Genomic DNA, 12,199 nt, shown 5'->3' on the forward strand with positions numbered 1-12,199 from the left:
CCCGCCCGACGCCACGGACACCACCGCGCCCGAGGAGGCCGGTGGTGACGGGGCCGGTGCCGACGGGACCAGTGCTGACGGGGCCGGCGCCGACCAGCCCGGACCCGCGGGCCAGGCCGGTGAGGTCGAGGCGGGCGAGGTGGAGCCTGGCGAGGTGGAGGCTGGTGAGGCCGAGCCGCCCGCGCCGCGCCGCTACCCCTCCACGATCGGCGGTGCCCTCTACATCGTCGTCGTGGCGCTGACCATCGTCGGCGTCGTCGTGGCCGCCGCGTCCGACTGGCGCACCGGCATCCGCATCGTCGCCGGCGCGCTGACCGCCGCGGCCGCAGGACGCCTGGTCCTGCCCGACCGCGACGCCGGCATGCTCGCCGTCCGCCACCGCGTCCTCGACGTCGCGATCCTCGTCGTGATCGCCGGTGCGCTCTTCGTGCTCGCCGCGAGCATCCCCGACCAGCCGGTCTGAGCAGCCCAGCAGGAACGGTCAGGAGGACCGCCGCGAGGCGGGTGTGGGGCGGCGCCGGGAATCACCGCCTGGGCGGCGATTCCCGAGCTTGTTGGCCGCTGCAGCAGCCAACAAGTCCCAGCAACGGCCACCAGGTACGACGAGGGGCCGGTGCCCGACGGCACCGGCCCCTCGTCGTACGACCCGTCAGGTGGGCCTCAGATGAGACCCAGCTCGGTGACGGCGGCCTTCTCGTCGGCCAGCTCGGCGACGGAGGCGTCGATCTTGCCGCGGGAGAACTCGTCGATCTCCAGGCCCTGGACGATGCTCCACTCGCCGTTCGAGGTGGTGACCGGGAACGAGGAGACCAGGCCCTCCGGGACGCCGTAGGAGCCGTCGGAGACGACCGCCATGGAGACCCAGTCGCCCTCGGGGGTGCCGTGCAGCCAGTCGCGGGCGGCGTCGCAGGTCGCGGACGCGGCCGACGCGGCCGACGAGGCGCCACGGGCGTCGATGATCGCGGCGCCGCGCTTGGCGACGGTCGGGATGAAGGTGTCGGCGATCCACGCCTGGTCGTCGACGACCTCGGCGGCGTTCCGGCCGCTGATCTCGGCGTGGAAGATGTCGGGGTACTGCGTCGCCGAGTGGTTGCCCCAGATCGTCATCTTCTTGATGTCGGTGACCTTCGCGCCGGTCTTCGCCGCGAGCTGCGAGATCGCCCGGTTGTGGTCGAGGCGGGTCAGCGCCGAGAACCGCTCCTTGGGGATGTCGGGCGCGTTGCTCGCCGCGATCAGCGCGTTGGTGTTGGCCGGGTTGCCGGTGACGCCGATGCGCACGTCGTCGGCGGCGACCTTGTTGAGCGCCTTGCCCTGGGCGGTGAAGATCGCGCCGTTGGCGGAGAGCAGGTCGCCGCGCTCCATGCCCGGGCCGCGGGGGCGCGCGCCGACGAGGAGGGCGAGGTTGACCCCGTCGAAGATCTTCTCCGGGTCGGCGCCGATCTCGATGCCGGCGAGGTTCGGGAACGCGCAGTCGTCGAGCTCCATGACGACGCCCTCGAGGGCCTTGAGCGCGGGCTCGATCTCCAGCAGGCGCAGCTCGACGGGACGGTCGCCGGCGATCGCGCCGCTGGCGATGCGGAACAGCAGGCTGTAGCCGATCTGGCCGGCGGCGCCGGTCACGGCCACCTTGAGCGGGGTGGTGCTCACAGGACACTCTCCTCAGGGGTCTGGGCTGTCTCCGTGACGCTAGCAGCGGATGGCCCGTCGCGGGGGCGTAGCCACGCGTGCGAGACCATGGGCCGCATGCGAACCCGGGCCCCCCTCGCCACGGCGGCGCTGGCGGCCCTGCTGGCCACGACGACGACCCTCGCCGGCTGCGGCTCCGGCTCCCCGCCGAGCCCCCCGTCGGGCGTGGACCTGCTCGTCGTCCCGACCCCCGACCCTGACGCCGACGACTTCGTGGAGGTCGTCGACAACCCGTGGTTCCCGCTGCTGCCCGGCACGCGGTGGGAGTACGACGTCCCGCGAGCCACGACCGAGACCCTGGTCGTCGAGGTCGCTGCCGGGCCGGACGTCGCGGGCGTCGCGACCACCGACCTCGTCCGCACCTCCGCCGACGGCACGGTGGTCCGCGACCACTACGCGCAGGACACCGCCGGCAACGTGTGGTGGTTCGGCCGCGAGGGGGAGTGGACCGCCGGTGTCGACGGTGCCGAGGCGGGCCTGGCCATGCCGGCCGACCCGCGGCGCGGCGACGGCTTCGTGACCGGCCGCTCGACCAGCGGCGACGAGGTCGCGACCGTGGAGCGCCTCGACGGGGGCGCCGTCGTACCGCAGGGGGAGTTCGACGACACCGTCGAGCTCGAGGTCCGTGACGCAGCCGGGCTGCCGCGGCGCGAGGTCTACGCCCGCGGCGTCGGCCTGGTGCTGGTCGGCGAGACCGCGCTGGTCGACCTCACTCGGCCGGAGTAGGAACCGTCTGCAGGAATCCCCGCCTGGGCGGGGATTCCCGCGCTTGTCGACGCTTGCAACGGCCAACAAGCGCAAGAAGACGTCGACAAGTCCGGCCCGGAACCGGCCCCGGACAGCCCCTGCCGCGGCGGGCGCGGCAGGGAGAACGCGGAGCGGGGCCCACCCCGGAGGGTGGACCCCGCTGTCGGGTCGACGTCAGGACCTCGGCGAGGCCCCGGTGCCGACCGGTGTCACTGCGTCACTGTCTCACTGCGTCACTGCTGCGGCGGACGGACCTGGGTCTGGTCGCTCGCCGGAGGCGCCCAGCCGCCACCCTGGCCCTGGTCGGGTGCGGGGGAGGGCGAGGGAGCCGGGGCGGACGAACCCTGCGCGCCGGGCTGCTGGGCCGGGATCCACTGCTGCGAGGCGGGGTCCCACTGCCAGCCGTCCTGGATGATCGGCTGGTCCTGCCCCTGGCCGTAGCCGGGCTGCTGCTGGCCGCCGAAGTCCTGCTGCTGGCCGAAGTTCGGCTGCGGGTAGCCCTGGTTCCACTGCTGGGTGAAGCCCGGGTCGGACGAGCCGCCGCTGCCGAAGCTGAGGCCGGAGCCCGCGACCGGGTCGGCGTCGCGGCCGAACAGCACCGGGTAGAGCAGGCCGGCCGCCGCGCCGCCGACGAACGGGGCGATGAGGAACGGCCAGACCTGGACGATCCAGTCACCGCCGCTGAACAGCGCCGGGCCGAGCGAGCGGGCCGGGTTCACCGAGGTGCCGGTCAGCGGGATCAGCATGAAGTGGATGACCGCGAGGGTGACGCCGATGGCGAGCGGCGCCAGGGCGGCGATCGCCCGGTTGCGCTGGTCGGTGACCGCGAGGATCACCAGGATGAACATGAAGGTCATCAGCAGCTCGACCAGGAACGCGGCCCACCAGGCGTAGTCGTAGTCGCCGTGGCTGAAGCCGTTGGTGCCGAGGGCGAAGCGGTCGTCGAAGGCCTCGAAGCCGTCGACGCCGAACATCAGGATCATCAGCACCAGCGCGCCCACGATGCCGCCGGCGAACTGCACGGCGACGTACACGCCGGTGTCACGCCACGAGATCCGGCCCGCGAGCGCCGCGCCGACGGAGACGGCGGGGTTGAAGTGCCCGCCGGAGATCCGGCCGAACGCGTAGGCCATCAGCGTCACCGTCAGGCCGAAGGCGAGCCCGGTCTGGACGACGGAGCCGCTGTTGACCACGGCCACGCCGCAGCCGAACAGGACCAGCGCGAAGGTGCCGATGAACTCGGCCAGCAGCTTCTGCAGGGTGGTCGGTGGGGTCTCAGGAGTGTCGGCCGACTGGTCGGCCATCGCTTCTTGCGTCATGGGGTCAACCCTTCCTCGGTCCGGCTCCCGAAAACCAGCCGGGTCACTGGAATTCCAGCCTAGACCCGTCGGAGCCCGGCCCCGGCGAGGCACGCGGCCGCCCTGGCGAGGCATGCGGCGGCCCTCGGGCCGGGGGAAACGGCCGTCCCCGGTTCCCCGGGACTCCGCCTAGGGTGGCCACGAAGGGGGCTCCCGCCCCGACATCAGGTATCTTGACGTCAAGAATCCCACCAACGGCCCCAGGAGTGACGCCCGAACATGTCGAGCATCATCTACACCCACACCGACGAGGCGCCGCTGCTCGCGACGTACTCCTTCCTGCCGATCGTCGAGGCGTACGCCGCCAAGGCCGGCGTGAACGTCGAGACGCGCGACATCTCGGTCGCCGCCCGCATCCTCGCGCAGTTCGGCCTCGCCGACGACGCGCTCACCGAGCTCGGCGAGCTGGCCAAGACGCCTGAGGCCAACATCGTCAAGCTCCCCAACATCTCCGCCTCGATCCCGCAGCTCAAGGCCGCGATCAAGGAGCTGCAGGCGCAGGGCTTCGACGTCCCGGACTACCCCGAGTCGCCCTCCACCGAGGAGGAGAAGGAGATCCGGGCCAAGTACGACAAGGTCAAGGGCTCCGCGGTCAACCCGGTCCTGCGCGAGGGCAACTCCGACCGCCGCGCGCCGGCGTCGGTGAAGAACTACGCCAAGACCCACCCGCACACCAACAAGCCGTTCTCCGACGGCTCGAAGACCAACGTCGCCACCATGGGCGAGCACGACTTCGCGAGCAACGAGAAGTCGGTGACCCTGGCGCAGGACGACGTCCTCTCGATCGTGCTGGAGACCGAGGCCGGTGAAAGCGTCGTCCTCAAGGAGGGCCTGAAGGTCCTCGCCGGCGAGATCGTCGACGCCACCAAGATGGAGGCCGCGCACCTGCAGGGCTTCCTGCGCAACGCCATCGCCCAGGCCAAGGCCGAGGACGTGCTGTTCTCGCTGCACCTCAAGGCGACGATGATGAAGGTCTCCGACCCGATCATCTTCGGCCACGCGGTCAAGGCCTACTTCGCCGACGTCTTCGCCCAGTACGGCGACCAGCTCGCCGCTGCCGGCCTCTCGGCCAACGACGGCCTCGGTGCCATCCTGTCCGGCCTCGACGCCGTCGAGAACGGCGCCGAGATCAAGGCCGCCTTCGAGGCCGCCCTGCAGGACGGCCCGCGCCTGTCCTACGTCAACTCCGACAAGGGCATCACCAACCTGCACGTGCCGTCCGACGTCATCGTCGACGCCTCGATGCCGGCCCTCATCCGCAACGGCGGCCGCCTGTGGGGCGCCGACGGCGGCGAGGACGACACCCTCGCGGTCATCCCGGACTCCTCCTACGCCGGCGTCTACCAGGCCGTCATCGAGGACGTGAAGAAGAACGGCCCGCTCGACCCGGCCACCATCGGCACCGTCCCGAACGTCGGCCTCATGGCGCAGGCGGCCGAGGAGTACGGCTCGCACGACAAGACCTTCGAGATCCCGGCCGACGGCACCGTCCGCGTGCTGGCCTCCAACGGCGACGTGCTGCTCGAGCACGACGTCCAGGCCGGCGACATCTGGCGCGCCTGCCAGACCAAGGACGTCCCGGTCCGCGACTGGGTCAAGCTCGCCGTCACCCGGGCCCGTGCCTCGCAGACCCCGGCGATCTTCTGGCTCAACGAGTCGCGTGCCCACGACGCGGAGCTGATCAAGAAGGTCAACGCCTACCTGCCCGAGCACGACACCGAGGGCCTCGAGATCCAGATCCTCTCGCCAGAGCAGGCGACGGCGTACTCCCTCGAGCGGATGCGCAAGGGCCTCGACACCATCTCGGTCACCGGCAACGTGCTGCGCGACTACAACACCGACCTGTTCCCGATCCTCGAGCTCGGCACGTCGGCGAAGATGCTCTCGGTCGTCCCGCTCATCGCCGGCGGCGGCCTCTTCGAGACCGGCGCGGGCGGCTCGGCGCCGAAGCACGTGCAGCAGCTGGTCGAGGAGAACTACCTGCGCTGGGACAGCCTGGGCGAGTTCTTCGCCCTCGTCCCTTCGCTGGAGAAGTACGCCGAGCAGGCCGACGCCCCCGCGGCGAAGGTGCTCGCCGCCGCCCTCGACCGCGCGACCGGCACCTTCCTCAACGAGGACCGCTCGCCGGGCCGCAAGCTCGGCACGACCGACAACCGGGGATCGCACTTCTACCTCGCCCTCTACTGGGCCGAGGAGCTCGCCTCGCAGACCGACGACGCTGCGCTCGCCGAGGCGTTCAAGCCGCTGGCCGAGACGCTGCGCAGCAACGAGCAGAAGATCGCCGAGGAGCTGATCGCCGTCCAGGGCAAGCCCGCCGACATCGGTGGCTACTACCGCCCCGACGCCGAGAAGACCGCGGCCGTGATGCGGCCCAGCGCCACCCTCAACGAGGCGCTCGCGGCGTTCTGAGGCACCACCGGGAGCCCGCCTGACGCGGGCCTCCAGCAGCACCGGGACGAGCCGGTCGCGCACCCTGCGCGGCCGGCTCGTTCGTGTGTTCGCCGCCCCTGCCACGACGCCGCCGGAAGTCTTCCGGCAGTGACGGGGATCGCCCAGAAAATCAGGGGCGTCCGTCGGCGACGACCATTACGATCGATCCAGTGACCACGACCCTGGACCGGGCCCCCGCGGCAGTTCCTGAGCCGGTCCGACCGGTCGATCCCGCCCGCCGCGTCGACTGGCGCCGGCTGCGCACCCCTGCCGCCGGCTTCGCCGTCGCCGCCGTCGCGCTGGGCGCCCTCGGCCAGGCGCTGGGGACCGTCGTCGCGGGCCGCATCGCCGACCACCCGACCGCCTCCCTGGTGTGGTGGCTGGCCTTCCTCGTCGTCGGGGCCGCCGCCGTCGACACCACCGGCCGCGTGGTGTGGGCAGGCGTGGTCGACCGCGCCGAGGGCCGGCTGCGCGGCGACCTGCTCAGCGCTGCGCTGCACCAGCCCCTCGAGCACCTCACCGAGCAGGCCGTCGGCGAGGTCCTGGACCGCGTCGACGACGACACCCACGAGGTCGGCACCCTGCTGCGGCAGCAGATCTGGATGGCGATGCGCACCGCCTTCGCCTCGGTGCCCATGTGGCTGGTCGCTGGCTTCACCTGGTGGCCGGCCTTCTTCCTGTTCCCCGTCGTCGGCGGCCTGACGGTCTGGCTGATGCGCCCCGCGCTGGTCGAGATCGCCCGCCGGAAGGTGGTCGAGGAGGCTGCCTGGACCGACCACGCCGCTGCGCTGGAGGAGGGTGTCGCCGGACGCGACGACCTGCGCACCAGCCTGGGCCAGGCGTTCGCCGTACGACGCCTCGCGCAGCTCTCCGCCGACGTGCACGAGAAGTTCCGCAAGGTGCTGGCGGTCGAGGCCCGCCTCGCGGTGAAGGTCGGCCTGGTGCTGCACGGGCTGCTGGCCGCGATCGCCGTCTCCGGCGTCCTGCTCGTCAGCGGCGACCGGCTCAACGTGGCCGAGCTGGTCACGCTCTTCCTCGTCACCACGATCTTCGTCGGCCAGATCAACCAGCTCGCCCACCAGCTCCCCGACATCCAGGCCGGGCTGGGCGCGGTGCTGCGCCTGCGCCAGCTGCTGGCCGTCGAGGCCGAGCCGGTCGGCGGCGAGGACCTCCCCGCCGGCGCGCTCGACCTGCGCATCCGGCACCTCGACTTCTCCTACGCCGAGGGCTCCTTCGCGCTGCGCGACGTGAACCTGTACGTCGAGGCGGGACACACGCTCGCGCTCGTCGGCCGCACCGGCTCCGGCAAGTCCACGCTCGCCTCGCTGCTCTCGCGCGCCGCCGAGCCGTCGCCGGGGACGATCTTCCTCGGCGGGGTCGACATCACCACCCTCGACCTCGACGGGCTGCGCCGCCGCGTCGGCGTGGTCACCCAGCGCACCGAGATCCTCGCGGGCACGCTCGCCGAGAACATCACCCTCTTCGCGCCGGTGCCGCGCGAGGAGGTCGAGGCAGCGGTCGAGGAGCTCGGCCTCACCGAGTGGGTCGCCGGCCTGCCCGACGGGCTCGACACCCTGCTCGGCCCCGGCGGCACCACGCTGTCGGCGGGGGAGGAGCAGCTGGTGGCGTTCGCGCGCCTGCTCGTGCGCCACGTCCAGGTCGTCGTCCTCGACGAGGCCACCGCCCGCATGGACCCCGTCACCGAGGCGCGGGTGGTCGCCGCCGCCGACCGGCTGATCAGCGGCCGCACCGGCATCCTGGTCGCCCACCGGCTCAGCACCATCGAGCGCGCCGAGGCCGTCGCCGTCCTCGACCACGGCGAGGTCATCCAGCACGGCCCGCGCGACGACCTCGCCGTCGTCGACGGCCCGTTCCGCCGGTTGCTCGCGGCCAGCGACACCCACGGCTTCGACGACGTCGAGGCCGCGGCAGCCGCCAGCGCCGCGGTGAGCAACGCCGCGACCGACCCCGAGGCGGGAGCCGTCGGCGGGCGCCGTCGTACGGGCGAACCGCCGCAGCGGCCCGAGGTCCCGGAGGGCTCCTCGCTCGCGCGCGGCACCTGGAACGCCTTCTGGGTCCGCCCGTGGTGGGGCGCCTGGTCGGTGGTGCTCTTCCTGGGCGGCACCATCTTCGCCCCGCTCGGCGCGGTCACCGGCTTCCTCTGGGGCCGCGTCGTGGAGCGGCTCGAGGCCGACGGTGACGTCACCACGCTCGTCGTCGTCCTCGTCGGTTCGCTGCTGCTCGCGCCCTTCCTGCTCGCCGACGCCTTCCGGCGCTACCCCCGCTGGTGGATCGAGGTCATGCTGCGGGTGCGGATGGCCGTCCTGCTGGGGCAGGTGCGCACCCACCGCCTGGAGCGCACGCCCGCCGGCGAGGTGGTCGCGCGGTCGATGGACGCCGACCGCTACGCGCGGTACGCCGACCGCTGGGTCGACTTCGTCAACGGACTGCTCATCGCGGGCATCACCATGCTCGCCGGCGGCACCTGGCTCGCCGGCGCGGTCCTGCTCGTCGTGATGGTCACCAGCGCGCTCGCCTCGTCGCTGGGCCGCCCGATCGCCGGCCGCTCCGCCGCCCGCTCCTCGGCAGCCCGCGCCCGCTTCGGCCGGGCCGTCGTGTCCGCCGTGGAGTCGGCGCGGACGGTCAAGCTCGCCGGCCGCACGCCGCACGTGCACGCCCACCTGCGCAAGGTCGACGACGGCCGCGTGGAGGCCGCCGTCTTCGAGCACCGGGTGCAGGCCGTGCTCGACGGCGTCCCGATCGTGATGGTCCAGGTCGGCGTCGTCGCCGCATGGGCGCTCTACCTCGCCGACGTGTGGGGCCTGGCGACCGCGCTGCTCGTCGCGACCGCGGTCAACGGCTTCGACTGGTTCGGCCGTGTCGCCGGCGCCGTCGTCACCGAGGCCCCCGGCGTCCGGTCGTGGCAGCGTGCCACCTCCCGCTTCGCCGGCGGCACCGACCTGATGGCGATGCCCGACGGCATCGACCTGGTCGCGGGCACCGCCCCCGACCCGGTGGCACCGCAGCGGGTCGCCCTCGAGCGGCTCGAGCTGTCCGGCTACAGCGCGATCCACGACGACGGCACGATCGGCGCCACCGGCGTCGACCTCACCGTCGAGCGGGGTGAGCTGGTGCTGCTCGTCGGCCAGGTCGGCTCGGGCAAGTCCAGCCTGCTGTCCTCGCTCGCCGGCCTGATCGAGCACCGCGGCTCGCTGCGCTGGAACGGCCAGGAGGTCGCCGACCCGGAGGCCTTCCTGCGCCCCGGCCAGGTCTCGCACGTCGCGCAGGTCCCGCGGGTGCTCTCGGGCACCTTCGCCGACAACATCCTGCTCGGCCACGACCGGCCGATCGACCAGCCGGTCGAGACCGCCCGGCTCTCGCTCGACGTCGCCGAGGCCGGCGGCGCGGACGCACTCATCGGCCACCGCGGCGTGCGGCTGTCCGGCGGCCAGGTCCAGCGCCTCGCGCTGGCCCGCGCCCTCGCGGCCGACTCCGAGCTGCTGCTGGCCGACGACGTCTCCAGCGCGCTCGACGCGGCCACCGAGATCGAGCTGTGGGCGGCGCTGCGCGAGCGGCACACCACGGTCATCGGTGCCACCTCCAAGCGGGCCGCGCTGGCCCAGGCGGACCGGGTCGTCGTACTCGTCGACGGGCAGCTCGCCGCGGTCGGTCCGTGGTCGGAGCTGTCGGCCGACTGGGCGCACCTGGCCGGCTGACCATCGCCGTTCGGGCACCACTTGGTGGCCGCTTCCCGGACCTGGTGGCCGCTGCAGCAGTCAACAAGTCCGGGAATCGCCGCCCAGGCGGTGATTCCCGGGCCACTTCCTGACCGGTTCCGCTGCTTCCTGACCGTTGCAACGGTCAGGAAGTGAGGGAATCACCTCTGAGGAGGTGATTCCCACCCCTACCCGTACAGCCCCAGGAAGCTCCGGCTCGCGGTCTCCACGATCTCGTCCGGGGTGGTCTCGAGGACCCCGTCGAGCCAGGCGGTGACGAGCTCGGCCATGCCGCCGATGAAGAGCAGGCCGGCGAGGTCGGCCTCGCGCTCGCGGCGCTGGAGGCCGGCGCGCTCGTGGGCCTCGACGCTGGCGAGGTGGGCGAAGTGGCGCAGCAGGTCGGTACGACGCCCGCGCAGCGACGGCATCGTGCCGGCCTCGATGATCGCGACCCGGCCCTTGCGGGGGTCGGCGACGAGCAGTTCGAGGAAGGCGCGGATCGCGGCGCGGATGCGGGTCGCGGGGTCCGTGCCGGCGGCCTGGGCGGCGTCCTGGGTGACCTGCTCGATCTCGGTCGCCACGGCCTCGAGGACCGCGGACTGGGCCTCGTCGAGGTTCTTGAAGCTCTCGTAGAAGTAGCGCTCGGTGAGGCCGGCGGTGGCGCACACCCCGGTCATCGTCGTGCGCTGCTCGGGGTCGGCCCACACGGACAGGGTCGCGTCGAGCAGGCGGGAGCGTCGCTCCGCCATCCGGTCAGCGGCGCTGACCCCCTTGTAGATCCCTGACTGCACGGCCACGGGGACCACCTTGCCGGAAAGTCGCTGGAAAAGGAAGGTTGACAGGACGCCCTTCCTGAATCACTCTGGTGCCCGAACCCAGCGTCTCCCCAGCGTCGAGGAGTAGTGATGGCAGCAGCAGAGGTCCTCCCCCTACCGTCCGTGGCCCCCGGTGACCGTGGCCTGCCCGTGCTCGGGCGCAGCCTCGCCTACGCCAAGGACCCGGTCGCGCTCATGCAGCACCAGTGGGGCACCTACGGCCCGGTCTCGCCGCTGCGCTTCCTCGGGCAGGACTACGTCGTCCTGCTCGGCCCCGACGCCGTCGAGGAGGCCTTCCGCAACCCGGAGAAGGCGTTCGCCAACGGCCCCGCCTGGGGCAAGCTCGTCGGCCCGTTCTTCCGCCGCGGGCTGATGCTGCTCGACTTCGAGGAGCACCACGCCCACCGGCGGATCATGCAGGAGGCGTTCACCCGCGCCCGGCTGACGTCGTACGTCGGCCTCATGCACCCCGCGATCGCGCGCGGCCTCGCCGAGTGGCAGCCGGGGGAGGGCTTCCAGTGCTACCCGGCGCTCAAGCAGCTGACCCTCGACGTCGCCGCGGACATCTTCATGGGCGGCGCCGCCGACACCTCCCGCGCGGAGATGGACCGGGTCAACAAGGCGTTCATCGACTGCGTCCAGGCCGCTGCGGGCGTGGTGCGGGCGAACGTGCCGCTCACCAGGTGGGGTCGTGCGTTCCGGGGCCGCAAGGTGCTGGAGGACTTCCTGCGCCACTACCTGCCGCAGAAGCGGGCGCACGCGACCGACGACCTGTTCTCGGTGCTGTGCCACATCGAGACCGACGACGGGCAGCGGTTCTCCGACGACGACGTCGTCAACCACATGATCTTCCTGATGATGGCGGCCCACGACACCTCCACGATCACCACGGCCACCATGCTGCAGCTGCTCGGCCAGCATCCCGAGTGGCAGGAGCGCTGCCGCGAGGAGTCGATGGCCCTCGGTGACGAGCCGACGCTTGAGGAGCTCGAGGGCCTCACGTCGCTCGAGCTCGTCATGAAGGAGAGCCTGCGCCTGCGTGCGCCGGTGCCGACGGTCGCCCGCCACGCGGTGAAGGACACCGTCGTGCAGGGCGTGCGCATCCCGGCCGGATCGCCGGTCGCCGTCGGGGTGCAGTTCACCCACCTCATGCCGGAGCTGTGGCCGGACCCGCTGCGCTTCGACCCCGAACGGTTCTCCCCGGAGCGCCGCGAGGACAAGGTGCATCGCTACGCCTGGTCGCCCTTCGGCGGCGGCGTGCACAAGTGCATCGGCCTGCACTTCGCGGGCGCCGAGGTGAAGGCGATCATGCACCGCCTCCTGCGCACCCACCGCTGGCACGTCGATCCGTCGTACGTCGCCCCGCTCGACAACCACTCGCTGCCGTTCCCCAAGGACGGCCAGCCCATCGACCTCGTCCGACTCTGACCCACCAACAACCGGAGGC

At 72.4% G+C, this 12,199-nt stretch carries 8 protein-coding genes; 5 read left to right on the forward strand and 3 right to left on the reverse strand.

The genetic code is table 11. The features are described from left to right. The first annotated feature begins 154 nt into the window (after positions 1-154). Positions 155-463 (forward strand): DUF3017 domain-containing protein, encoded by a 309-nt coding sequence (locus NOCJ54_RS29270; RefSeq protein ID WP_186449650.1) that lies wholly within the window; start codon positions 155-157, stop codon positions 461-463. A 197-nt stretch (positions 464-660) separates the two neighbouring features. Here NOCJ54_RS29270 and NOCJ54_RS0100545 read toward each other — a convergent pair whose 3' ends face one another. Next, entirely contained in the window at positions 661-1,647 is a 987-nt protein-coding gene (locus NOCJ54_RS0100545) for a malate dehydrogenase (RefSeq protein ID WP_028653885.1), read from the reverse strand. A 96-nt stretch (positions 1,648-1,743) separates the two neighbouring features. Here NOCJ54_RS0100545 and NOCJ54_RS0100550 point away from each other — a divergent pair, with 96 nt between their 5' ends. Next, entirely contained in the window at positions 1,744-2,412 is a 669-nt protein-coding gene (locus NOCJ54_RS0100550; protein WP_157514748.1) for a hypothetical protein, read from the forward strand. 254 nt (positions 2,413-2,666) lie between these two features. Here NOCJ54_RS0100550 and NOCJ54_RS23150 read toward each other — a convergent pair whose 3' ends face one another. Beyond that, positions 2,667-3,752, reverse strand: coding sequence for an MIP/aquaporin family protein (locus tag NOCJ54_RS23150; RefSeq protein WP_084254835.1), 1,086 nt, complete (start codon positions 3,750-3,752; stop codon positions 2,667-2,669). A 258-nt stretch (positions 3,753-4,010) separates the two neighbouring features. Here NOCJ54_RS23150 and NOCJ54_RS0100560 point away from each other — a divergent pair, with 258 nt between their 5' ends. Further along, on the forward strand, positions 4,011-6,200 hold the full coding sequence (locus tag NOCJ54_RS0100560; RefSeq protein WP_028653887.1) for an NADP-dependent isocitrate dehydrogenase: 2,190 nt from the start codon (positions 4,011-4,013) through the stop codon (positions 6,198-6,200). A 191-nt stretch (positions 6,201-6,391) separates the two neighbouring features. Next, positions 6,392-9,937, forward strand: a complete 3,546-nt coding sequence (locus tag NOCJ54_RS0100565; RefSeq protein ID WP_051485316.1) for an ATP-binding cassette domain-containing protein — start codon at positions 6,392-6,394, stop codon at positions 9,935-9,937. 188 nt (positions 9,938-10,125) lie between these two features. On the opposite strand, the gene NOCJ54_RS0100570 is transcribed toward NOCJ54_RS0100565, so the two are convergent. Next, positions 10,126-10,734 (reverse strand): TetR/AcrR family transcriptional regulator, encoded by a 609-nt coding sequence (locus NOCJ54_RS0100570; protein ID WP_028653889.1) that lies wholly within the window; start codon positions 10,732-10,734, stop codon positions 10,126-10,128. A 108-nt stretch (positions 10,735-10,842) separates the two neighbouring features. Here NOCJ54_RS0100570 and NOCJ54_RS0100575 point away from each other — a divergent pair, with 108 nt between their 5' ends. Continuing rightward, on the forward strand, positions 10,843-12,180 hold the full coding sequence (locus tag NOCJ54_RS0100575; RefSeq protein WP_028653890.1) for a cytochrome P450: 1,338 nt from the start codon (positions 10,843-10,845) through the stop codon (positions 12,178-12,180). The last annotated feature ends 19 nt before the right edge of the window (positions 12,181-12,199 follow it).

Origin of the sequence: Nocardioides sp. J54 (assembly GCF_000519005.1) — a bacterium.
Lineage (GTDB): Bacteria > Actinomycetota > Actinomycetes > Propionibacteriales > Nocardioidaceae > Nocardioides.